We start from the raw sequence: 20837 nt of genomic DNA, 5'->3' as shown, positions 1-20837 counted from the left end.
CCGTAAAGCGATGCCGCCGGGGTTCGGCGGCATCTTGCAGGGCGGAACGCCGGATCGGGGCGGGATTTCGCCTTACCGTTCCGGGATCAGGCCGCGCGGGCTGAACCGCAGCACCAGAAGCAGGATCACGCCCATGGTCAGCAGCCGCATGTGGGCCGCGCCGTCCTGAAGATGCGCCTTCAGCCAGCCGTCGGCCATCGGGGCGGTCAACGCGGACAGGACGCCCTGGCCGATGGGTTCGACCATGACCCACAGCCACCAGATCAGGAAGCCGCCGAGCATCGCGCCCCAGTTGTTGCCCGACCCGCCCACGATCACCATCACCCACACAAGAAAGGTGTAGCGCAGGGGCTGGTAGCTGGCCGGGGTCAGCTGGCTGTCCAGCGTGGTCATCATCGCGCCCGCAATCCCGATCACGGCCGAACCGATGATGAAAATCTGCAGGTGCCGCGCCTTGACGTTCTTGCCCATGGCGCCGGCCGCCACCTCGTTGTCGCGGATGGCGCGCATCATGCGGCCCCAGGGCGATTTCAGCGCCAGTTCGGCCAGCAGCATCACGATCGCCAGCACCAGGGCGAACAGCCCCAGATAGCACAGCTTCACCACGATCGACGATGCGGTGACCGGATCGAAGCCATACTCCTGCGCCCAGGACACGAAGCCCGCGCTTTGCTGCAGGTCCACCTCGTAGGGGACGGGGCGGGGCAGGCCGATGACGTTCTTCACGCCGCGGTCCAGCCACTCCTCGTTCCGCAGGACGGCGAGCACGATTTCGGCGATGCCGAGCGTCGCGATGGCGAGGTAGTCCGACCGCAGGCCAAGGGCCGTCTTGCCGATGCCCCAGGCGGCGATCGCGGCCAGAAGCCCGCCCACCGGCCACGCCATCCAGACGGGAAGCCCCAGACCGCCGAGGTTGCCCTGCACGGTGGGATTGATCGCCTCCACCCCCGCGACGCCGGCGTCGAAGATGTGGCGGAAAAGGAGGAAGCCCGCGATGACGATGACCGTCACCACCAGCCCGCGCCCGCGCCGCATCCGCCGCCACGCCTGCACGGCAGCGATCAGCGCCGCGATGCCCACGGCCAGCGCGCCAAGTATGCGCCAGCCGCCGGCGGCCATGGCGCCGTCCACCGGGGCGGTGGCGGTCAGCACGACGGCAAGGCCGCCCAGTGCCGCAAAGCCCATCACCCCGATGTTGAAGAGGCCCGCGTATCCCCACTGCATGTTCACGCCCAAGGCCATGATGGCCGACACGACGCCCATGTTCAGGATGGTCAGCGCGACCGACCAGCTTTGCGTGATCCCCGTCAGGACGAACAGCCCCGTCACGAGGGCGAACAGAAGAACAGGACGCGTCATACCGATTTCCCCCGGAACAGGCCCGTGGGCCGGAACAGAAGCACAAGCACAAGAATGGCGAAGCTGACCGCGAACTTGTAGTCCGTGGACAGAAGCTGGGCGAGGCCGTCGGGCTGAAGCCCTTCGGGCAGGGCGTAGCCCGCGACCTTCTTCCAGGCATAGGTCACCCCAACTTCGGAAAAAGCGATGACGAAGCCGCCCGCCACGGCGCCCAGGGGGCTGCCAAGGCCGCCGACCACGGCCGCCGCGAAGATGGGCAGCAGAAGCTGGAAGTAGGTGAAGGGCATGAAGCTCTTGTCGAGCCCGTAGAGAACGCCCGCCGTCGTCGCGAGCGCGGCCACGATCAGCCAGGTCACTGTCACGACGCGTTCGGGGTTGATGCCCGACAAGAGGGCCAGATCCTCGTTGTCGGAAAAGGCGCGCATGGACTTGCCCGTGCGGGTGCGGTTTAGGAACCAGAACAGAAGGGCCATCGCGATGGCCGCGACCACGATGGTGATCGCCTGCGTGGACCGGATGGCCAGCCCCTCGTCCAGACCCGTCGCGTCACGGAAGTCGCGGGCGTTGACCACGAAGCGGGCCCCGTCGGCGAAGTCGATGCTGTCCACGCCGATGATGAAGCGGACCAGTCCGTTCATCACGAACATCACGCCCAGCGACACCATGGTCAGGATGACCGGCGCCGCCCGCGTCCGGCGGTAGAAGCGGTACACGGTGCGGTCCGTCGCGACCAGGAACAGCCCCGTCACCGCGATCCCGACGGGCAGGGCCAGAAGGGCCGTGGGCAGCGGCCCAAGCCCGATGCCCCAGCTTTGCAGCCCCCAGGTCACGAGGATGGTGCACATGGTCCCGAAGGCCATCGTGTCGCCATGGGCGAAGTTGGAAAAGCGCAGGATCCCGTAGATCAGCGTCACGCCAAGCGCGCCAAGCGCCAGTTGCGCGCCATAGGCGACGGCGGGGACGAAGACGAAGTTGGCAAAGGCCACGAGGGCGTTCAGAAGGTCCATGTCAGCCCCCGAGGAAGGTCCGGCGCACCTCGGGATCGGCCATCAGCTCGGCCCCCGTGCCGGTGAAACGATTTGCGCCTTGCACGAGGACGTAGCCCTTGTGGGCGATCATCAGCGCCTGCCGGGCGTTCTGTTCGACCATCAGGATGGAGATGCCGGTGCGCGCGATCTCGATGATGCGGTCGAAGAGTTCGTCCATTACGATGGGGGACACGCCCGCCGTGGGTTCGTCCAGCATCAGCACCTTCGGCCGGGTCATCAGCGCGCGGCCGACGGCCACCTGCTGGCGCTGGCCGCCCGACAGTTCGCCCGCCGGCTGGTTGCGCTTGTCGCGCAGGATGGGGAACAGGTCGTAGACCATCTCCATCGTGGGGCGGATGTCGTCGCGGCGCAGGAAGGCTCCCATCTCCAGGTTCTCCTGCACGGACATGGATCCGAAGATGTTGTGGGTCTGCGGCACGAAGGCCATGCCCTTGGCCACGCGACCTTGGGGGGACAGGGCGGTGATGTCTTCCCCCTCCAGCCGGATGTGGCCGCCGCGCAGGCGCAGCATGCCGAAGACGGCCTTCATGGCCGTAGACTTGCCCGCGCCGTTGGGGCCGACGATGACCGCGATTTCACCCTTTTCCACGGCGATGGTGCAGCCGTGCAGGATGTTGGCGGCGCCGTAGCCGCCGGTCATGCTTTCGCCAATCAGGAAGGGGTCAGCCATGCGCCACCTTGTTCTTCAGGCCGGTGCCAAGATAGGCCTCGATCACCGCCTCGTTCTTCATGATGTCGGCGGCGGAGCCTTTGGCCAGAACCTCGCCCGCGGCCATCACGATCACCGGGTCGCACAGGCGGCCGATGAAATCCATGTCATGCTCGATCACGCAGAAGGTGTAGCCGCGTTCACGGTTCAGCCGCACGATCGCGTCGCCGATGGTGTTCAGGAGGGTGCGGTTCACGCCCGCGCCCACCTCGTCCAGAAAGACGATGCGGGCATCGACCATCATGGTGCGGCCCAGCTCCACCAGCTTCTTCTGCCCGCCCGAGATGTTGGCGGCCTTTTCATCCGCGATGTGGCTGATGGTCAGGAAGTCCAGAACCTCGTCGGCCTTTTCGCGCAGGGCCCGCTCCTCGGCGCGGATGGCGCCGCGGTGGAACCAGGTGTTGACCAGCGTTTCCCCGGCTTGGCGTGCGGGCACCATCATCAGGTTCTCGCGCACCGTCATCGATCCGAATTCATGTGCGATCTGGAAGGTGCGCAGCAGGCCGCGGTGGAACAGTTCGTGCGGGGGCAGGCCCGTGATGTCGCGCCCGTCCATGAGGACACGGCCCGAGGTGGGTGCAAGCCGCCCGGCGATCACGTTGAACAGCGTGGACTTTCCGGCCCCGTTCGGGCCGATCAGCCCGGTGATCGATCCCTTCTCGATCTCCAGCGACGCGCCGTTGACCGCGCGGAACGAGCCGAAATGCCTGTGAAGGTTTTCGACGGTCAGCATGTCTTCCCCCGAAGGCCACGGCCGGGGCCGGGCATGAATGGATATGGCCCGGCAGGGTGCCGGGCCATTTTCAGACGCTCTTAGACGATCTCAGCGGAAACCGACAGTCTCGAATGCGTCATCCTTGATGTCGTATTCGCGGAAGGTGCCGCGACTTTCGCCCGGCTCCAGCAGTTCCACGTTGGTGGCACCGACATAGTCGATGTCCTGACCTTCGGACAGCAATTTCAACGCCTTGTCCAGCTCGCCCGGGCGGATCTTCTCGCCGGGGGCGTTGGCGATGTCGAAGACGTGGGTCTTGTAGGTGGCCGGATCGCTGGACTTCGCGGCCTGCATCGCCAGCAGGATCAGCGCGGCGGAGTCGTAGCTTTCGCCGGTATAGGTGGACGTGCCGTCGAATCCCGCCTCCTTGGCGAGGTTCTGGAACAGCTCCGCATCCTCGCCATCGGCCGAGGGCAGATCGCCGAACGAGCCGTCGAGGTCGGAGCCGAACGTGTCCAGCAGCGACTGGCCGTACATCCCGTCGGGGAAGTAGAAGGTGTCGAAAGCGCCGGTGTCCAGCGCGCCCTGCACGATGCCGCGGCCGCCCTGATCGACATAGCCCGCGACCACCAGGATCTCGCCTCCGGCCGAGGACAGGGCCCCGATCTCGGCCGAGTAGTCGGCCTTGCCGTCGTCATGCGCTGCTTGAATCGTGATCTCGCCGCCTTTGGCCTTGAATGCCTCGGCAAAGCTGTTGGCCAGGCCGTTGCCATAGTCGTTGTTGGTGTAGGTGACGGCGGCGGACTTGATGCCGCGTTCGCTGATGATGTCGGCCATCACTTGGCCCTGACGCGCGTCGGACGGGGCCACGCGGAAGAACAGCCCGTCATCCTCCACCTGGCTGAGGCCGGGGGAGGTGGCGGAGGGAGAGATTTGCACGATGCCATTGGGACGCGACACGTTCTGCAGGATCGCCCCCGTCACGCCCGAGCAGTCGCCGCCCACGATCGCCTTCACGCCTTCGGCCGTGACCAGACGTTCGGCGGCGGCCGTGGCCGCGGTGGCGTCGACGCAGGTCGAATCCGCGCGCACCGGGGTCAGGGTGGAGCCGTCAAGGAAGGCCCCCGACTCGCTGGCTTCCTTCAGCGCAAGTTCGGCCCCCGCGGCCATGCCGGGCGTGATCGATTCCAGCGGGCCGGTGAAGCCGAAGATCACGCCGACCTTCACGTCCTCGGCCCCGGCGGCGGTGGCGACAAGGGCGGTGGCGGCGGTGGCAAGAAGGATACGTTTCATCTGGTTCTCCCCATAGGTTCGGCGCAGCGTAAGGGGCAGGGGATGAAAAGAAAAGCGCCTCCGCAGGGCACGCGTGGTTGCCAATTGTAAACGATAAATGAAATTTCGCGCCGGTTGGTTCTTGATCGAAATCGTCAACAGGTTATATCCGGCCCTTGTGATGTGAGCGTTTTGGCCCAGATATGTGGTGCACACGGGTTGTCATGCACAAAATGCATGACGGGGGTTCCAAATCCGTAGTGCTCTCCCGGGATCAATACGCGTATCCCCACCGAACGCCAGAGACGCAAGAGCAAGAACAGGAAAACCGATGGCCGATTTCGTTGACAGCACTGCCTTCAACTTCGAACAAGGGCAACGTGCGCGCAAGCTGTTTGCTGCGGTCGTTCTGGCCGCACTGGACGATGCCATCGCGGATGACAAGAAATATGGCAACGGCCCCGACCAGATCGCCCGTTGGGCGCGGTCGCGCGACGGACGCGAAGTGCTGTCCTGCGCCGGGATCGACCCGAACGAGCGGGTGGTCAAGGGGTTGATGGAATTCGTTGCCAAGGGCATCCGCACCTCTGTCGCGCTGTCGCGCGAGGAGAGCGAGCGTCGTCACGCACTGGAACTGGATCAGGCCGAAGCCGCCTGATCCCTTTCGACGTCCCTTCGACAAACGCCCCGGCCCATGGCCGGGGCGTTGTCATTTCAGATCCCGCTCCGCCAGCGCGCGTCCGATTTCGGCGCGAACCATCATGCGGATGTTGCGGGTGATCTTCTCGCCGAAGGGGCCCTGCAACTCCTCGCTCAGCAGCTCACGAACAAGGTCGTGCAGAACCTCCTCGTCGATGGGGGCGAGGCGGTCGTGGACATCGGCCACGGCAGGTGTGCGGTCGGGATGAACCCTCAGCTCCGGCGTCAGAAGCAGTGGGGGCAGAGAAGCGCCTTCGACCGGCGCACCCGCCGTTAACCTGCGGATGGAACGGAGCACATCGTCGGTCTGCGGTTGCACCGGACGATCCGTCATCGAAACCTCCGTATGCTGCGGGTGTCAGAGGGCGAACTGACGAACCGTGGTGAAGCCCGGCATCACGGGGGCGGAGGCGTTGAAGATGGGACGCCAGCTGATCACCCCTTCCGCGCGATAGCCAATGCGGGCCACGCCCAGATTGCCTTCCATGAACAGCGCGCCGATCCGGCCGCCGTCCTTCAACTGGTCCGTCAGGGTCGTGGGCACCTGCTCGACGCCGCCTTCCACCAGGATCACGTCATAGGGCCCGTGGCGACGCGCGCCTTCGGCCGGGGCGCCCGACACCACAACGGCGTTGTCCACGCCCAGTTCCGACAGGCGGCGTTCCGCCTCGGGGGCAAGATCGTCCTCCACCGCGATCACGGCTTCGGCCAGCCGCGCGATGACGGCCGTCGAATAGCCAAGACCCGCACCCACATCCAGCGCCACCTCGTTCGGCTGGATGTCCAGCGCGTCCAGAAGCTTCGCAAAGCAGCGCGGGTCCAGAAGCACGCGGCCGCGCGACAGGGGGATGTTCTCACCCAGATACGCGACCTCTTGCAGCCCGTCCGGCACGAAGCGTTCGCGGGGAACGTTCAGCATGGCGTCGATGATCGAGTATTTCGTCACGTCCGAGGGACGGATCTGGGAATCGACCATCACGGTCCGGCGGGCGGCGAAATCGGGCATGAACTACACTTCGATCGGTTGCACGTCCGTTTGTTCTGGCACACTCCGCCCGGCGCGGCAACGGGCGGGGATCATTCGATGTAATTTCGCATGGCCCGCACCTCGAACGGTTTCAGGACCAGCCGGGCCGCGCGGTCGCTGCCCGTGTTCTGCGCCGCGATCCGCATCTGCGGGACCAGTTCCGGGCCCATGACCTCGCATCCCGGGCTGGAGGGTTGGAGGCTGCCGGCAAAGGACTCCTCCACATAGAGGATCTGGTGGCGATCCATCAGGATGGCGTAGTAGTCGATGATGCCGCCCTCCTGAATCCAGATCGTGTCTTCGTTCACAAGGGCGCGGGCGGGGGCCAAGACCTCGCGCTCTCCGAACAGAAGTTCCGCCCGCCAGTCGTTCAGCAGCAGCAGCTGGTGCTGGGACACGATCAGGCTGCGGTTGTTGCCAAGGGCGCCGGGGGCGATGCGGACGGGGGACAGGCGGCCCCGCGCCTCCGCCCGGAAGCAGCCGATCCAGCGCACGGGGCGAAACCCCTCGTCGCGGGTCATGACCTGATCGTCGACCACCAGATCCTCGACCGGAAGGGGGCCGTGATAGGTGTCGATCAGCGTTCCGCGGCTGATGCAGGCGGGCAAGGGGGGCAGGTCGATCGGTGTTCGTGTCATGGACGTCCGGGCCATCAGGCCACGGACACTGGGACAGGTCCGGCCGTTTGTAAACATCCCGCATGAAAAAACGGCCCCGCAGATGCGGGGCCGTCGGATTTCCGCGCAAGGCGCCGATCAGAAGCGGTAGTTGAAGCCCACGTTGATCGTGTGGTATTCCGGGGTGTCCGACGTCGTGTAGATGTCGTTCTCGGAGTCCAGGTCTTCCTTGCCGAGGTTGGTGTACTTGTACTCGCCGCGCAGCGACCAGCGGTCGTTCAGCAGACGCTCCAGACCCAGACCGGCCACGTAGCCGTCAAGGTTCTCGTCCTGGTCCAGGTTCTCGGTCGCAACGCCGTCGGTGGCGCGGATGTTGTATTCCGAACGACCCACGGTGTAACCGGCAAAGCCGTAAAGCAGCGTGTTCGGACGCACCGCATAGCCCAGCGTGCCGCGCAGTTCGGCGGTCCACTTGATCTTCGATTCCGTTTCGAAGTCGATGCCGAGGGCCGAACCTTCGGTCTCGTCGCTGATGTCGCCACCGGCCACCTGGCCTTCCAGACCGTAGACCCAGTTGCTGCCCGGCTGCTGCCAGCGGTAACCGGCGTGCAGTTCGGCGGACGGGCCGTTCAGCTCGATCTCGCCCACGTCGTCGGAGAAGGGACGAACGCCAACGGTGTCCGAACCGCCGAAGGAGTAGCCGAGGCCGGCACCCGCGTATCCGCCGGCAAACATCGGCGAGGTCGTCATGACGACCGGTGCGGCGATCACCGGCTCGGGGGCGGGGACCACGGGGCCACCGGCGAAGAGGGGGGTGGCGGTCAGGGCGACAAACCCGAGGCCCAAGGCTGCATAACGGCTGATCATCATCTTAGCTCCAATGTCCTCGTTCACGGTCAAGTGCGGAAACTCTGCGTATCCTTTACCGCGGGTGCCGCAGATGCCAGAACGTTTTTTATAGTTTTAACGGTACGCGCCAAACCTGTTGCCCGGTTGCATCAACCTGGACGCGAACGCTCGGCGGCGGGGAAGAGGTAAATTCCTATGGCCAAAGGCCAAGGAGAATTTCATTGGTTGACGATGATTTTCGCCGTGCCGGCCACAAGATCGTCCGTCCGGTCAAAGCGCAGAGAGGCGATGGCCCGGCCGCCCGACTGGGTAAACAGGGTGCCGGCCACGCGATCGCCCGACAGGATGGGAGTTCCGACCGGCGCCTCCCCTTCGATTCGCACGCCGAGGAGGCCCTTGCGAAGCTCCGTCTTGTGCTTCATGCGGGCCGTCACCTCCTGCCCGACATAGCAGCCTTTGCGGAAATCGACGCCGTGCAGGCGCTCGAATCCCGCCTCCAGGATGAAGGTGTCGGGCGTCAGCTCGATCCCGGTTTCAGGGACCACATGCTCCACCCGAAGGGCGTTCCAGTCGACGGTGGAGGTGTCAGGCTCGGACCCGTAGGACCGCCAGCCCATCGCGGGATGCCGCGGATCGGGAAAGGCGCCGTCCGGGGCGTCCTCCACCCCCCGCCGGACCTGAACGTCGGAGGGGGCGATCTGCACGTCGGCCCGCAGGCGGTACATGGTCAGCCGGCGCAGGGTGGCCTCGGCGATGCCCGCGTCGATGTCGATCAGCAGGGCGTCGCCTTGCCGGATCACGAAGAAGTCGGCCAGGTATTTACCCTGCGGCGTCAGGATCGCGGTCCAGACGATGCCGTCCGTCGTCAGCGACGCCACGTTGTTGGTGACGAGGTTCTGCAGGAAGTCCAGCCGGTCAACGCCGGTCACGGTCCAGATCGTGCGCATCAGGTCTGATCCTTGAACTGAAGGCGGTAAAGGTCGGCATAGATGCCGCCGCGCCGCAGAAGATCGTCATGCGTGCCCTGATCGACCACGCGGCCTTGGTCCATCACGACGATGCTGTCCGCCTCGCGGATGGTGGACAGGCGGTGGGCGATCACCAGCATCGTGCGGCCATGGCTCTGCTGGGCCAAGGCGCTGGCGACCACCGCCTCGGACTGGGCGTCCAGTGCCGATGTCGCCTCGTCCATCAGCAGGACCGGCGTGCCCGAGATCAGGGCCCGCGCGATGGCGACCCGCTGCCGCTGGCCGCCCGATAGGGCCGACCCGCGCGGGCCGGCGGGGCTTTCAACGCCCGCGGGCAGGTTGCGCACGAACTCCGTCACATGGGCGGCGTCCAGCGCGGCGTGCAGCTTGTCCTCCGGGATCTTGCGGCCAAGGACCACGTTTTCGCGGATGGTTTCGTCGAACAGCGCACTGTCCTGCGACACGACGGCGAACTGCCCCCGCAGATCGTCGAGGGAGAAGCGGGAGATGTCCACGCCGTCCATCAGGATCTGCCCCGACACCGGCTGCGCGAGGCCGGTCAGCAGGTGGAACACCGTGCTTTTCCCCGCGCCCGAGGCGCCGACCAGCGCCGTCATCTTCCCGGCCTTCGCGGTGAAGCTGGCGCCGTTCAGCACGGGCATGTCGGTGTAGGCGAAATGAACGTCGCGCAGTTCGATCTGCGGCGGGGTGCCCTTGGGCACGGCCGTGGGCGCGGGGCGGGGCGTCGGTTGCAGGTCGAACAGTCGGAAGATTCGCGTCAGGCTGGCCGCGGCCACCTGCCAGAACCCCGACAGGTCGCCCAGCCGGCGCATCGGCTGGAACGTCAGCGCCATGGCCGTGAAGAAGGACATGAACTCGCCCACCGTGCGCTCCCCGGCCACGATCTCGTTCCCGGCCAGCATCAGCACGGCAAAGAAGCCGAGGCCGGTGATCAGGTCCACCAGTGCGGGCATGGCGGCCCGTCCGGCGGCGGTCTTGATGCCGTTGCGCACCAGCTTGCCCACGATCGCGCGGAACCGGCCCAGCTGGTAGTTCTCCATCCGGTTCAGCTTGATGGCCTGGATGCCGTGGAAGATCTCGTCCAGGCGGGTAGCGCGCAGCCCGGCCTGCGCCCGCGACTGGTTCACCTTCTTGCGGATGTAGCGCTGCACCACGATCGCGGGCAGGATCAGCAGCGGCGCCCCGATCATGGCGGCCAGCGTCCAGTGCACGTCGATGTTCAGCGCCACCACGAACAACCCGATGAGCGAGATCGTGTCCCGCCCCAGCCCCGCGATCACCGACGACCAGACGCCCTGCACGGCCGAGGTGTCGCCCTGCACACGCTCGATCAGCTGGCCCGGACTGTTCACCTGGAAGAAGTCCTGGTCCAGCGTCAGCATGTGGCGCAACAGGTCCGCCTGCATCGCGGTGGAGCTTTTCTGCGAGATGCGCGTCATCACCACCTTCGACAGGATCGAGGTGGTGGCCCGCACGGCGAACAGGCCGAATATGCCGACGCCCACCCAGACCAGCGCGCCCGCGCCTTCGGGCGTGAACACCTTGTCGAACAGCGGCTTGATCATCCAGGACAGGGCGCCCAGGGTCGACCCCTCGATCATCATCAGCAGGAACGCGACCGCCATCAGCCCCTTGTGCTGGCGCAGGTAGCCCTTCCACAGCCGCCCGAACAGGCGGTGCGAGGCATAGCGGGGATCGCGCGTGTCGTTCAGCTTCTCGATGGCCAAGGTGCCTCTCCGTCTCGGGCCTTGGGTCTAGCCCGCGCGTCCCCGCGAAGCAAGGCGCGCCATTGACGCGCCGTGCCGCCGGTCGTAGCGATCACGTGTCCACAGGAGTGTTCGCATGAGTCTTGCCAACGGTCGCCATTATCTTGCCATTCCCGGCCCCTCGGTCATGCCGGACCGCGTGCTGGCCGCCATGCACCGCGCCGCGCCCAACATCTACGAAGGCGCGCTGCACGACATGGTGAACGGGATCGTGCCCGATCTGAAATGGCTGGCCGGCACTTCGCAGAACGTGGCCATCTACATCGGCAACGGCCATGCGGCGTGGGAAGCGGCGATTGCCAACATGTTCTCGCGCGGGGAGAAGGCGCTGGTCTGCGTGACGGGGCATTTCGGGCTGGGCTGGGCCGAGGCGGCGCGCGCCATGGGCGTGGAGGTTGAGGTGATCGACTTCGGTCGCAACACGCCCGTCGACCCGGGGCGGGTGGAAGGGGCGCTGCGCGCCCATCCCGACACGAAGGCCGTGCTGGTCACGCATGTCGACACGGCGACGACGGTGCTGAACGACGTGGCCGCCGTGCGCCGCGCCATCGACGCCGCCGGATCGCGGGCCCTTCTGGCGGTGGACAGCATCGCATCCTTGGGCTGCGACGTGTTCCGGATGGACGACTGGGGCGTGGACGTGCTGGTCGCGGCCAGCCAGAAAGGGCTGATGGTGCCCCCCGGCCTTGGCTTCGTGTGGTTCTCGGACCGCGCGGCCGAGGTTGCGCGATCCTCCGACCTGCGCACCCCGACATGGGACTGGACCCGCCGCGCCAACCCTCGGATGTTCCACGAACGCTTCGGCGGCACCGCGCCCACGCATCATCTGTTCGCCTTGCGCGAAGCGTTGGACATGCTGAAGGAGGAAGGGCTGGACGCCATCTGGCACCGCCACGACACGCTGGCCCGCGCGGTCTGGGCGGCGTTCGACGCGTGGGGGGCGGACAATCCGCAGATCGGCCTGAACGTGGCCGACCCCGCCCATCGGGGCCGGTCCGTCACGGCGGCGCGCTTCGGTGCGCCCCACGCCACCGCCATCCGCCGCTGGACCGAGGAAAAGGCGGGCGTGACGCTGGGCATCGGCCTCGGCATGGCCGATCCCTCCACCCCCGAATATCACGGCTTCCTGCGGGTCGCGCATATGGGCCACGTGAACGCCCACATGACCTTGGGCGTCATCGGCGTGATCGAGGCGGCGATGCTTGCCTTGGACATCCCGCACGGCACCGGGGCGATGCGGGCGGCGGCCGCGATCGTGGCGCAAGGCGCCTAGGCGCTTTTGCGCACACCATGGCGCGCGTCGGACCAAGCGCGCGCCGCATCCCCGAAGGCGGAAAACAGCGGGCGCGACACGGGATCCACGGCCGCCTGCCATTCGGGATGCCATTGCACCGATAGGGTAAAGCCGGGGGCGCCGTTGATGAAGATCGCCTCGGGCGTGCCGTCGGGCGCGTGGCCGTCAACGACCACGCGGGCGCCCGCGGTCTTGATGCCCTGGCCGTGCAGGGTGTTCGTCATCACCTCCACATTGCCCAGAAGGCGGTGGAAGGGCCCGCCTTCGGTGAAGCGCACGGCGTGGCGCAGGGCAAACTTCTCCTCGGTCGTGCCGTCAGGGGGCATGCGGTGGTTCATGCGGCCGGGCAGTTCCCGGATCTCGGGCCAGAGGGTGCCGCCCATGGCCACGTTCACCTCCTGAAACCCGCGGCAGATGCCGAAGAAGGGCTGGCCGCGTTCAACGCAAGCGCGGATCAGGGGCAGGGTGACGGCGTCGCGCTGCCGGTCGAAGGTGCCGTGGGCGGGGGTGGCGTCCTCGCCATACTCCTCGGGGTGGACGTTGGGGCGGCCGCCGGTCAGCAGGAAGCCGTCGCACAGGTCCAACAGCTCACGGGTGGAGACAAGGCGCGGATCCGAGGGAATGACGATCGGCATGCAGCCCGCGGCCTGCGCCACGGCTTCCGAGGTCAGATGCGCGCTGACATGGGCGTTGAAGCCTTCGGACAGCGACTGGTTGTTCCCGATGATTCCGATGATTGGACGTGTTGGCATGGTCTTCTCCCGCAATGCGTCCAACATAGGCGGGATGGCGGCCCCCCGGAAGGGACCGCGTTTTCGCCGGACGCCCAAAGTTCGGGCGCCCGCGCCGCCTTAACGCACGGGGGTGGTGTAGACGGGCGCTGGCGTCGGCGTTTCCGGTGTGGCCGGTGCCGCATCCGCGGCCGGGGCCGGTGCGGTGGATTCGGTGGCCGGCGCGGTGGGGGCCGCAGTGTCGTCCTCCGGGGCCGCCGTGTCGGCGGCGGGCGCGTCGTCCAGCGCCTTGGCGGTATCCTCCACCAGCGAATCCGCGGTTTCGGGCGTTTTCGACGCGTCGAGGGTGGTCGTCTCCACCGCCGCCGGGGTCACGCTGGCGGCGGGCTTCGGGGCAGACCGCTTCGGCGCGGGCGAGGGCGGCGGCAGGGTCAGCTTCGTCGGAACTTCACCAGAAGGGGTGAGCACGACGACCTTGGTCCCGTTGGGCACGCGTTCGTACAGGTCCATCACGTCCTGCTGGATCATGCGGAAGCAGCCCGAGGAGGCGCGCTTGCCGATCGTGCGCCATTCCGGAGTGCCGTGGATGCGGAAGCCGTAATCTTTGCCGTTGATGTAAAGATACAGCGCGCGCGAACCGAGCGGGTTCGTCGGTCCGCCGGGCTGGCCCTTGCGCCACTTTTCAAGGCTGGGCTGACGCTCGATCATCTCGGGCGGCGGGGTCCAGGTGGGCCAGGTGGCCTTGCGCGCCACCACGGAGGTGCCGGACCAGCCGAAGCCGTCCCGCCCGACCGAGATGCCGTAGCGGATGGCCTTGCCCTCGGGCTGCACGAGGTACAGCACCGCGTGGGCAGGGTCGATGATGATGGTGCCCGGCGCCTCGGCCGTCTGGTAGTCGACGATCTGGCGGCGATAGGCCACCGGGATCTGATCTTCCGGGATCGCGGGAACCGAAAATTTGCCGTCGCTGCGCGCCGCATAGGCGTTCTCGAAGAACTGCGGCTGGCTGACGGCGGCGGCGGCCGGAGGCTCCTTGTTGAAGCTTCCGATCTGCTCGCACCCTGCCAGTGCCGCCATCATGGCCGTGGCGGCCAGCATTGCCTTCAGTGTCATGGTCCCGTGCCTGTCGTTGCGGTCGTTCTTGGCGGTACTTAATGCAGCGAAGGCGCGGGACCACAAGTCCCGGTTCAGCCCAGCCGGACGAGGTGGTGCTTTTTCTTCCCGATCGACACCTTCAATTCGGTCCCGATCAGGTCGGAGGTGACCAGCATGTTGGCGTCACCCACCGTTTCGTTGTTGAAGCGCAGACCGCTTTCGGACACCAGCCGCTTGGCCTCCTTACCCGACGCCACGAGGCCCGCTTCCACAAGGAACTTCACGACCGACAGCCCGTCGCCCAGCGTGTCGCAGGGCAGGGTCGTCACCTCCAGCTCCCCCCCGACGCCGCCCTGTTCGAAGACGGCACGGGCGGTGGCCTCGGCGGCCTGCGCGGCTTCGGCCCCGTGCAGCAGGGTCGTGACCTCATTGGCCAGAAGCACCTTTGCCGCGTTGATCTCGGACCCCTGCAGGGCGCCCAGACGCTCGCACTCCTCCACCGGAAGCTCGGTATAGAGCTTCAGGAAGCGGCCCACGTCGGCGTCGGTCGAGTTGCGCCAGAACTGCCAGAAATCGTAGGGCGCCAGCATGTCGCCGTTCAGCCAGACCGCGCCGCCCGCCGACTTGCCCATCTTCTTGCCGTCCGACGTGGCCAGAAGGGGCGAGGTCAGGCCGAACAGCTGGCCGTCCATCACCCGCCGCGTCAGGTCCACGCCGTTGATGATGTTGCCCCACTGGTCCGACCCGCCCATCTGCAGCACGCAGCCATAGCGCTTGTGCAGCTCCAGGAAGTCGTAGGCCTGAAGGATCATGTAGTTGAATTCGAGGAAGGACAGCGACTGTTCGCGGTCCAGACGCGTCTTCACCGATTCAAAGGACAGCATCCGATTGACCGAGAAGTGACGCCCGATCTCGCGCAGGAAGGTCAGGTAGTTCAGGTTGTCCAGCCATTCGGCGTTGTTGAGCATGACGGCGTCCGTCGGCCCCTCGCCATAGGACAGGTAGCAGGCGAAGACCTGCTTCATGCCGTCGATGTTCTGCCCGATCTGCGCGTCGGTCAGCAGCGGGCGTTCTTCCGACCGGAAGGACGGATCGCCCAGCTTCGTCGTGCCGCCGCCCATCAGCGTCAGCGGACGGTGGCCCGTTTTCTGCAGCCAGCGCAGGATCATGATGTTCAGAAGGTGACCGACATGCAGCGAGGCCGCCGTCGCGTCATAGCCGATATACGCCGACACCGTGCCCGCGCGCAGTTTCTCGTCGAGGCCCTGAAGATCGGTGCAATCGGCCAGATAACCGCGGGCCATCATCACGTTCAGGAAGTCCGATTTGGGATGATAGGTCATGGTTGTTCTCATGCGTTATATCGTGCAGGGCTGCGGTATAACCCGAGGGTGGAGGTTTGACCATGTTGAATTCAGGGCCGGTCTGGGCGCTTGGCACCATGTCGGGCACGTCGCTGGACGGGGTGGACGCCGCGATGGTGCTGACGGACGGGGAGCGGGTGCTGGAGTTCGGGGCCAGCCGCTATCGCCCCTATTCCACGGCGGAACGCGCCGTGCTGCGCGCCGCCCTGGGGCTGTGGGAGGGCGAGGCGGTGGAGGCCGCCGCGCGCGTGGTGGAGGAGGCGCATGCCGACCTGCTGGCGACTTTCAGCGGCGCCGACGTGATCGGGTTCCATGGCCAGACGCTGGCCCATGATCCGCGCGGACGCGGCACGCTGCAGGTCGGATCGGGCGAGGCGCTGGCAAAACGGCTGGGCCTTCCCGTGGCGTGGGACTTCCGGTCCGAGGATGTGCGTCAGGGCGGGCAGGGCGCGCCGCTGGCGCCGTTCTTCCACTTCGCGGCGGCCCACTGGACGGGGGAGGCGCAGCCGGTCGCCTTTCTGAACCTGGGCGGCGTCGGCAACATCACTTGGGTGGATCCGCGCAAGTCCTCCCCCGAGGAGGAGGGCGCGCTTCTGGCCTTCGACACGGGGCCCGCCAATGCCCCCGTCAACGATCTGGTCGCAGCACGGTTGGGCTGGGTGCAGGATGACGGAGGGCGACTGGCGGCGACGGGTCAGGTCGACGAAGCGGTTCTGGAGGCCTTCGCAAGCCATGACTACATCTCAAGACTCCCGCCGAAGTCCCTAGATCGGAACGACTTCCACGCGGTGATGGACCGGGTAACGCATCTGTCCGATGCGGATGCCTGCGCGACGCTGACGGCCCTGATCGCGGCCACGGTGGCGGCGGGTCTGCCGCATCTTCCGGTGCCCGTGCGCCGGATCCTGGTGACGGGCGGCGGGCGGCACAACGCGACGCTGATGCAGATGCTGGCGGCGCGCACCGGCCTGGACGTGCATCCGGTGGAGGCGGTGGGTCTGGACGGCGACATGCTGGAGGCGCAGGCCTTCGCGTTCCTTGCGGTGCGCGTGGCGCGAGGGCTGCCCATCTCCGCCCCGATGACGACAGGGGTGCAGCGGGCAGTCGCGGGCGGAAGGCTGGCGGGGGCGGGTGAACCGAAGGCGGACGGGTTACCATAAGGCTCACCGGATGATCGGAAGGCCGGCGGGGCAACCGAGGGGCTGGTGGGAACAGGGTAACCCAAAGGCGGACCGGTAATCGTAAGGCTGACCGGGTGATCGGAGAGCTGGCGGGATAGTTGAAAGGCGGGGAGTGACGCCCGCACCTCAAGCCCCCTTCGGAAGCCATCGGCGCGAGCGGCTGCCGCGGAAGGCCGCAAGGCGCGGCGCGAAGGGGGCTTCCCGACGCGCCGCAGGCGATCTTCAGCCCTTCAGGATGGAGCGGCCGGCATATTCGGCCACTTCGCCCAGCATCTCCTCGATCCGGATCAGCTGGTTGTACTTCGCCAGACGGTCCGAGCGGGACAGCGAGCCGGTCTTGATCTGGCCGCAGTTCGTGGCCACGGCGAGGTCGGCGATCGTCGCGTCTTCCGTTTCGCCCGAACGGTGGGACATGACGTTGGTGAAGCGCGCGCGGTGGGCCATGTCCACGGCCTGAAGCGTTTCCGTCAGCGTGCCGATCTGGTTGACCTTCACGAGCATGGAGTTCGCGCAGCCCTTGGCGATGCCTTCGGCCAGACGCTTGGGGTTGGTCACGAACAGGTCGTCGCCCACCAGCTGGACCTTGTTGCCCAGACGGTCGGTCAGCGTCTTCCAGCCGTCCCAGTCGTCCTCGGCGCAGCCATCCTCAATCGAGATGATCGGATAGTCGGCGCAAAGGGCGGCAAGGTAGTCGACGTTCTCGGCCGAGGAGAAGACCTTGCCTTCGCCCTTCATGTCGTAGCGCCCGTCGCGGAAGTATTCCGTGGACGCGCAATCTAGCGCGAGGAAGATGTCCTCGCCCGGGCGATAGCCGGCCTTTTCGATGGATTTCAAAATGAAATCAAGCGCGTCGCGGCTGGAGTTCAGGTTCGGCGCGAAGCCGCCCTCGTCCCCCACATTGGTGTTGTGGCCGGCCGCCGACAGTTCCTTCTTCAGCGTGTGGAACACCTCCGACCCCATGCGGATCGCGTCCTTCACGTTCTCTGCCGACACCGGCATGATCATGAATTCCTGGATGTCGATCGGGTTGTCGGCGTGTTCGCCGCCGTTGATGATGTTCATCATCGGAACCGGCAGGACGCGGGCCGAGGTGCCGCCGATATAGCGGAACAGCGGCTGCGTCGTGAATTCGGCCGCGGCTTTGGCCACGGCCATGGACACGCCCAGGATCGCGTTCGCGCCCAGGCGCGACTTGTTCGGCGTGCCGTCCATCTCGATCATGGTGCGGTCGATGCCGACCTGCTCGGTGGCGTCGAAGCCCACCAGTTCCTCGGCCAGCTCGCCGTTCACGGCAGCAACAGCCTCCAGCACGCCCTTGCCCTTGTAGCGGGCGGCGTCGCCGTCGCGGCGTTCCACCGCCTCATGCGCGCCGGTGGAGGCGCCCGAGGGAACGGCGGCGCGGCCCATGGAGCCGTCTTCCAGCGTCACGTCGACCTCGACCGTAGGGTTGCCGCGGCTGTCGAGAATTTCCCGTGCGTGGATGTCGATGATGGTGCTCATTGGCCAGTCCTCCTTTGGCGCCTGCGGTGTGTCTAACGGGCCGGAAACGCCAAGGAAAGATTGTTTGCGCGAACGTCAGTCCTTCTTCGCGGGAACGCCGTACAGCTCCAGCCGGTGGCCCTTCAGGCGGTAGCCCAGCCGCGCGGCGATCTTTTCCTGAAGCGCCTCGATCTCGGGGTCCACGAACTCGATCACCTCGCCGGTGTGCAGGTCGATCAGATGGTCGTGATGCTCGCGCTCGGCATCCTCATACCGGGCGCGCCCGTCGCCGAACTCCAGCCGGTCCAGGATGCCCGCCTCCTCGAACAGCTTCACGGTGCGGTAGACGGTGGCGAGGGAGATGCGGGGGTCAAGGGCGCTGGCGCGAAGATACAACTCCTCCACGTCCGGGTGATCGCCGCTGTCGTTCAGCACGCGGGCCAGGGTGCGTCGCTGGTCCGTCATGCGCAGGCCCTTCGCCTCGCAGCGGCGTATGATATCATCGGACATGTGCGCCCCCATTTTGGCGCCCATTTAGGCGATCTTGCGGTCGGGCACCAATGAAAAACGGGAATCAACCGCAGCGCGAAAGAAAGGGTTTGATTTTCCGAAGGGCTGGATTACACGAGGCACCAGCAACATGGCACGAGTAATCATGTCGGAATCAACCTCCATGAAGCAGATCGCGGACGCCTTGGGCGTGTCGCGGGCCACCGTTTCCAACGCTCTGACGGGCAAGGGCCGGGTGTCGGCCCCGCTCGTGGAACGTGTGCGCGCCATGGCCGAGGAGATGAACTACATCCCATCGCACGCCGCGCGCAGCCTTCGCCTGGGGCGCAGCACCCTGATCGGCATGGTCGTGCCGGACTTTTCCATGCCGCTGTTCGCCAGCTTCGCCCAAGCGTTCGAGCGTGCGGCCCGTGCGCGTGGTCTCGCCCTCATGGTAGCGGACGCGCTGAACGATCCGCAACTGCAAAGGCAGCGGATGCAGGACTTTGTCGCGCGGGGCGTGGACGGGCTGGTCGTTGTGCCCATGCGCGGCGCGTTGCTTCAACTGGAAGGGCTTCCCGTGGCGCTGGCGGTTGTGGACGCCGAGGGCAATCCGGCCAACACCGCGTCCTGCGACCACCGGGCGGGCGGGCGGCTTGTGGCGGGGCATCTGGCCGATCTGGGCCACCGCCACGTGCGGATCGTGGGGGTTACCACCTGTTCCCATGTCAGCCAAGCGCGCGTGGCTGGGATGACCGAAGGCCTGCGCGCCCGCGGCGTTGAGTTTTCCGTCGACCTGATCATTCCCGGCCTCGAAGGCGGACGGGCCTACGGTCTGGCCTGGAACCGGTCCGCGACGGCCATCGCTGCGGCCTATGATGGCTGCGCCATCGGCATCGTGAACGGGTTGCTGGAGGCGGGGCATCGCGTGCCGCAGGACGTGTCCGTGTCGGGCTTTGACGACGTGATCTGGGGCCGCATCATCACCCCGCAGCTGACCACGGTGCGGCAGGACCTGTCCGCCATCGCCGATCATGCGCTGGATGTCGTGACCCGTCAGGCCGAAGGCCCGCGGATATTCCCGGTCGAACTCGTGATTCGCGGATCGACCGCACCCCCTTCCGACAGGAGAGACCCATGATCCTTCGCACCGCGCTGGCCCTTGCGGCGCTGGCCGGTCCCGCGCTTTCGCAGGACCGCACGCTGACCATCTCCGTCTACGGCATCGCCCAGGACGCCTATCGCGAGGCGCTTTACGCCCCGTTCGAGGCGCAATGCGGCTGCAAGCTGGTGATCGAATCCGGCAACAGCGTCGAACGTCTGGCTAAGCTGGAGGCGAACGCCGCGTCGCCGGTGGTGGACGTGATCGCCTTTTCCGACGCCAACGCGCTGGAGGCCGCCGCCAAGGGCCTGATCGCGCCGCTGGACCCGGCCCGGCTGACGAACCTTTCCAACATCTATGATTTCGCCCGAGATCCGGTAGGGGATGCGATGGCCGTGGGTTACACCTTCTATGGCACGTCGATCGTTTATCGGTCGGACGAGGTGACGGTGAACAGCTGGCTCGACCTCTTCTCGGACGATCTGGCGGGGTATGTGGCGCTGCCGAACATCGCGACGACGCAGGGCCCGATCACGCTGATGATGCTGCAGAAGGCCTTGGGCAAGGACGATCCCACATTTGCCGACGCCATCGACCTTGTGGCCGAACACAAGGACGACGTCGTGACCTTCTATGAACGCGGCTCTCAGATCCCGCAGCTGCTGCAGCAGGAGGAGATTCTGGCCGCCGTGGTCGGACGCTTCGGCTGGGCCAACATCGCCAAGCTGGGCCTGCCGGTGGCATGGGCGCAGCCGAAGGAAGGGCAGACGGGCGGCATGAACGTGCTGTCGATGGTGAAGGGCACAAAGGATCCGGAACTGGCGCAAGAGTTCATCGACTTCTGGCTGTCTGCCGAAGTGCAGCAGAAGCTGGCCGACGGCCTGGTGGACAGCCCCGTGAACACGCAGGTTTCGGTGGAGGGTGCGACCGCCGACGCCCTGACCTATGGCGAGGAGATGGCCGCTCAGATCCACTTCCTGCCCGCCGCCCAGCAGCTGGAACACCGCGAGGACTGGCTGTCGCAGTGGAACGCCAAGGTCGCGCAGTAACA

The 20837-nt window shown here is 66.5% G+C and carries 21 protein-coding genes; 5 read left to right on the top strand and 16 right to left on the bottom strand.

The window, feature by feature from the left end; translation table 11 throughout:
- Positions 1 to 72 precede the first annotated feature (72 nt).
- The 5 genes from PIJ50_RS07775 to PIJ50_RS07755 form a co-directional block, all read right to left on the bottom strand.
- A complete protein-coding gene (locus PIJ50_RS07775) occupies positions 73 to 1359 on the bottom strand; it encodes a branched-chain amino acid ABC transporter permease (protein ID WP_271974160.1) in 1287 nt (428 codons plus the stop codon).
- Positions 1356 to 2366 carry a branched-chain amino acid ABC transporter permease gene (locus PIJ50_RS07770; RefSeq protein ID WP_271974158.1) on the bottom strand — a complete coding sequence of 337 codons (1011 nt, stop codon included), beginning with the start codon at positions 2364 to 2366 and terminating at the stop codon, positions 1356 to 1358. The genes PIJ50_RS07775 and PIJ50_RS07770 overlap by 4 nt, the downstream gene beginning before the upstream one ends.
- 1 nt (position 2367) lies before the next feature.
- Positions 2368 to 3078, bottom strand: a complete 711-nt coding sequence (locus PIJ50_RS07765) for an ABC transporter ATP-binding protein (RefSeq protein WP_271974156.1) — start codon at positions 3076 to 3078, stop codon at positions 2368 to 2370.
- Entirely contained in the window at positions 3071 to 3850 is a 780-nt protein-coding gene (locus PIJ50_RS07760; RefSeq protein WP_271974155.1) for an ABC transporter ATP-binding protein, read from the bottom strand. The genes PIJ50_RS07765 and PIJ50_RS07760 overlap by 8 nt, the downstream gene beginning before the upstream one ends.
- A 90-nt stretch (positions 3851 to 3940) precedes the next feature.
- Complete coding sequence (locus tag PIJ50_RS07755) at positions 3941 to 5125, bottom strand: ABC transporter substrate-binding protein (protein WP_271974154.1); 1185 nt, start codon at positions 5123 to 5125, stop codon at positions 3941 to 3943.
- Between the two features lie 310 nt (positions 5126 to 5435).
- Between PIJ50_RS07755 and PIJ50_RS07750 the strand changes: the two genes are divergently transcribed.
- A complete protein-coding gene (locus PIJ50_RS07750) occupies positions 5436 to 5762 on the top strand; it encodes a DUF6280 family protein (RefSeq protein WP_271974152.1) in 327 nt (108 codons plus the stop codon).
- A 51-nt stretch (positions 5763 to 5813) separates the two neighbouring features.
- Here the strand turns inward: PIJ50_RS07750 and PIJ50_RS07745 are convergent, their stop codons facing one another.
- From PIJ50_RS07745 to PIJ50_RS07720, 6 genes are all read right to left on the bottom strand, one after another.
- Entirely contained in the window at positions 5814 to 6137 is a 324-nt protein-coding gene (locus PIJ50_RS07745; protein WP_271974151.1) for a hypothetical protein, read from the bottom strand.
- A gap of 24 nt (positions 6138 to 6161) precedes the next feature.
- The gene (locus PIJ50_RS07740) at positions 6162 to 6809 is read right to left on the bottom strand and encodes a protein-L-isoaspartate O-methyltransferase family protein (protein ID WP_271974149.1); all 648 of its coding nucleotides are present in this window, start codon (positions 6807 to 6809) and stop codon (positions 6162 to 6164) included.
- A 71-nt stretch (positions 6810 to 6880) separates the two neighbouring features.
- A complete protein-coding gene (locus tag PIJ50_RS07735) occupies positions 6881 to 7468 on the bottom strand; it encodes a Hint domain-containing protein (RefSeq protein ID WP_271974147.1) in 588 nt (195 codons plus the stop codon).
- Positions 7469 to 7585: 117 nt separating this feature from the next.
- Positions 7586 to 8317: an outer membrane protein gene (locus tag PIJ50_RS07730; protein ID WP_271974146.1), complete on the bottom strand. Its 732-nt coding sequence runs from the start codon at positions 8315 to 8317 to the stop codon at positions 7586 to 7588.
- A 197-nt stretch (positions 8318 to 8514) separates the two neighbouring features.
- Positions 8515 to 9243, bottom strand: a complete 729-nt coding sequence (gene ygfZ, locus PIJ50_RS07725; protein ID WP_271974144.1) for a CAF17-like 4Fe-4S cluster assembly/insertion protein YgfZ — start codon at positions 9241 to 9243, stop codon at positions 8515 to 8517.
- A complete protein-coding gene (locus tag PIJ50_RS07720; RefSeq protein WP_271974194.1) occupies positions 9243 to 10910 on the bottom strand; it encodes an ABC transporter ATP-binding protein in 1668 nt (555 codons plus the stop codon). Before PIJ50_RS07720 ends, ygfZ begins: the two co-directional genes overlap by 1 nt.
- 217 nt (positions 10911 to 11127) lie before the next feature.
- On the opposite strand from PIJ50_RS07720, the gene PIJ50_RS07715 reads away from it, so the two are divergent.
- Complete coding sequence (locus PIJ50_RS07715) at positions 11128 to 12324, top strand: pyridoxal-phosphate-dependent aminotransferase family protein (RefSeq protein ID WP_271974142.1); 1197 nt, start codon at positions 11128 to 11130, stop codon at positions 12322 to 12324.
- On the opposite strand, the gene PIJ50_RS07710 is transcribed toward PIJ50_RS07715, so the two are convergent.
- The 3 genes from PIJ50_RS07710 to tyrS form a co-directional block, all read right to left on the bottom strand.
- Entirely contained in the window at positions 12321 to 13097 is a 777-nt protein-coding gene (locus tag PIJ50_RS07710; protein WP_271974141.1) for a gamma-glutamyl-gamma-aminobutyrate hydrolase family protein, read from the bottom strand. The two genes, PIJ50_RS07715 and PIJ50_RS07710, sit on opposite strands and share 4 nt — an antisense overlap.
- Before the next feature lie 99 nt (positions 13098 to 13196).
- Positions 13197 to 14189, bottom strand: a complete 993-nt coding sequence (locus tag PIJ50_RS07705) for a L,D-transpeptidase (protein ID WP_271974139.1) — start codon at positions 14187 to 14189, stop codon at positions 13197 to 13199.
- A gap of 74 nt (positions 14190 to 14263) precedes the next feature.
- A complete protein-coding gene (gene tyrS / locus PIJ50_RS07700; protein WP_271974137.1) occupies positions 14264 to 15514 on the bottom strand; it encodes a tyrosine--tRNA ligase in 1251 nt (416 codons plus the stop codon).
- A 62-nt stretch (positions 15515 to 15576) separates the two neighbouring features.
- Here tyrS and PIJ50_RS07695 point away from each other — a divergent pair, with 62 nt between their 5' ends.
- On the top strand, positions 15577 to 16695 hold the full coding sequence (locus PIJ50_RS07695; RefSeq protein WP_271974135.1) for an anhydro-N-acetylmuramic acid kinase: 1119 nt from the start codon (positions 15577 to 15579) through the stop codon (positions 16693 to 16695).
- A gap of 243 nt (positions 16696 to 16938) precedes the next feature.
- On the opposite strand, the gene eno is transcribed toward PIJ50_RS07695, so the two are convergent.
- A complete protein-coding gene (eno, locus tag PIJ50_RS07690; RefSeq protein WP_271974134.1) occupies positions 16939 to 18216 on the bottom strand; it encodes a phosphopyruvate hydratase in 1278 nt (425 codons plus the stop codon).
- Positions 18217 to 18291: 75 nt separating this feature from the next.
- Positions 18292 to 18705 carry a Fur family transcriptional regulator gene (locus tag PIJ50_RS07685; protein WP_271974133.1) on the bottom strand — a complete coding sequence of 138 codons (414 nt, stop codon included), beginning with the start codon at positions 18703 to 18705 and terminating at the stop codon, positions 18292 to 18294.
- A 145-nt stretch (positions 18706 to 18850) separates the two neighbouring features.
- Between PIJ50_RS07685 and PIJ50_RS07680 the strand changes: the two genes are divergently transcribed.
- Both PIJ50_RS07680 and PIJ50_RS07675 read left to right on the top strand, forming a co-directional pair.
- Positions 18851 to 19825 carry a LacI family DNA-binding transcriptional regulator gene (locus tag PIJ50_RS07680; RefSeq protein ID WP_271974131.1) on the top strand — a complete coding sequence of 325 codons (975 nt, stop codon included), beginning with the start codon at positions 18851 to 18853 and terminating at the stop codon, positions 19823 to 19825.
- The gene (locus PIJ50_RS07675; RefSeq protein ID WP_271974129.1) at positions 19822 to 20835 is read left to right on the top strand and encodes a polyamine ABC transporter substrate-binding protein; all 1014 of its coding nucleotides are present in this window, start codon (positions 19822 to 19824) and stop codon (positions 20833 to 20835) included. Before PIJ50_RS07680 ends, PIJ50_RS07675 begins: the two co-directional genes overlap by 4 nt.
- Positions 20836 to 20837 lie beyond the last annotated feature (2 nt).

The sequence above is a fragment of the Falsirhodobacter sp. 20TX0035 genome (assembly GCF_028307215.1).
In the GTDB taxonomy this organism is placed as follows: Bacteria; Pseudomonadota; Alphaproteobacteria; order Rhodobacterales; family Rhodobacteraceae; genus Falsirhodobacter.
Note: the sequence above shows the minus strand (reverse complement) of the source record. Positions and strands in the feature narration are given on the sequence as shown.

What these genes read in the sequence shown, in the direction of transcription:
- PIJ50_RS07750 (WP_271974152.1), top strand. Translation starts at nt 5,436, where the DNA reads ATGGCCGATTTCGTTGACAGCACTGCCTTCAACTTCGAACAAGGGCAA.
- PIJ50_RS07745 (WP_271974151.1), bottom strand. Translation starts at nt 6,137, where the DNA reads ATGACGGATCGTCCGGTGCAACCGCAGACCGACGATGTGCTCCGTTCC.
- PIJ50_RS07720 (WP_271974194.1), bottom strand. Translation starts at nt 10,910, where the DNA reads ATGGCGGTCGCGTTCCTGCTGATGATGATCGAGGGGTCGACCCTGGGC.
- PIJ50_RS07775 (WP_271974160.1), bottom strand. Translation starts at nt 1,359, where the DNA reads ATGACGCGTCCTGTTCTTCTGTTCGCCCTCGTGACGGGGCTGTTCGTC.
- PIJ50_RS07680 (WP_271974131.1), top strand. Translation starts at nt 18,851, where the DNA reads ATGTCGGAATCAACCTCCATGAAGCAGATCGCGGACGCCTTGGGCGTG.
- PIJ50_RS07765 (WP_271974156.1), bottom strand. Translation starts at nt 3,078, where the DNA reads ATGGCTGACCCCTTCCTGATTGGCGAAAGCATGACCGGCGGCTACGGC.
- PIJ50_RS07675 (WP_271974129.1), top strand. Translation starts at nt 19,822, where the DNA reads ATGATCCTTCGCACCGCGCTGGCCCTTGCGGCGCTGGCCGGTCCCGCG.
- eno (WP_271974134.1), bottom strand. Translation starts at nt 18,216, where the DNA reads ATGAGCACCATCATCGACATCCACGCACGGGAAATTCTCGACAGCCGC.
- PIJ50_RS07740 (WP_271974149.1), bottom strand. Translation starts at nt 6,809, where the DNA reads ATGCCCGATTTCGCCGCCCGCCGGACCGTGATGGTCGATTCCCAGATC.
- PIJ50_RS07695 (WP_271974135.1), top strand. Translation starts at nt 15,577, where the DNA reads ATGTTGAATTCAGGGCCGGTCTGGGCGCTTGGCACCATGTCGGGCACG.
- PIJ50_RS07705 (WP_271974139.1), bottom strand. Translation starts at nt 14,189, where the DNA reads ATGACACTGAAGGCAATGCTGGCCGCCACGGCCATGATGGCGGCACTG.
- PIJ50_RS07760 (WP_271974155.1), bottom strand. Translation starts at nt 3,850, where the DNA reads ATGCTGACCGTCGAAAACCTTCACAGGCATTTCGGCTCGTTCCGCGCG.
- PIJ50_RS07755 (WP_271974154.1), bottom strand. Translation starts at nt 5,125, where the DNA reads ATGAAACGTATCCTTCTTGCCACCGCCGCCACCGCCCTTGTCGCCACC.
- PIJ50_RS07730 (WP_271974146.1), bottom strand. Translation starts at nt 8,317, where the DNA reads ATGATGATCAGCCGTTATGCAGCCTTGGGCCTCGGGTTTGTCGCCCTG.
- PIJ50_RS07735 (WP_271974147.1), bottom strand. Translation starts at nt 7,468, where the DNA reads ATGACACGAACACCGATCGACCTGCCCCCCTTGCCCGCCTGCATCAGC.
- tyrS (WP_271974137.1), bottom strand. Translation starts at nt 15,514, where the DNA reads ATGACCTATCATCCCAAATCGGACTTCCTGAACGTGATGATGGCCCGC.
- PIJ50_RS07685 (WP_271974133.1), bottom strand. Translation starts at nt 18,705, where the DNA reads ATGTCCGATGATATCATACGCCGCTGCGAGGCGAAGGGCCTGCGCATG.
- PIJ50_RS07715 (WP_271974142.1), top strand. Translation starts at nt 11,128, where the DNA reads ATGAGTCTTGCCAACGGTCGCCATTATCTTGCCATTCCCGGCCCCTCG.
- ygfZ (WP_271974144.1), bottom strand. Translation starts at nt 9,243, where the DNA reads ATGCGCACGATCTGGACCGTGACCGGCGTTGACCGGCTGGACTTCCTG.
- PIJ50_RS07770 (WP_271974158.1), bottom strand. Translation starts at nt 2,366, where the DNA reads ATGGACCTTCTGAACGCCCTCGTGGCCTTTGCCAACTTCGTCTTCGTC.
- PIJ50_RS07710 (WP_271974141.1), bottom strand. Translation starts at nt 13,097, where the DNA reads ATGCCAACACGTCCAATCATCGGAATCATCGGGAACAACCAGTCGCTG.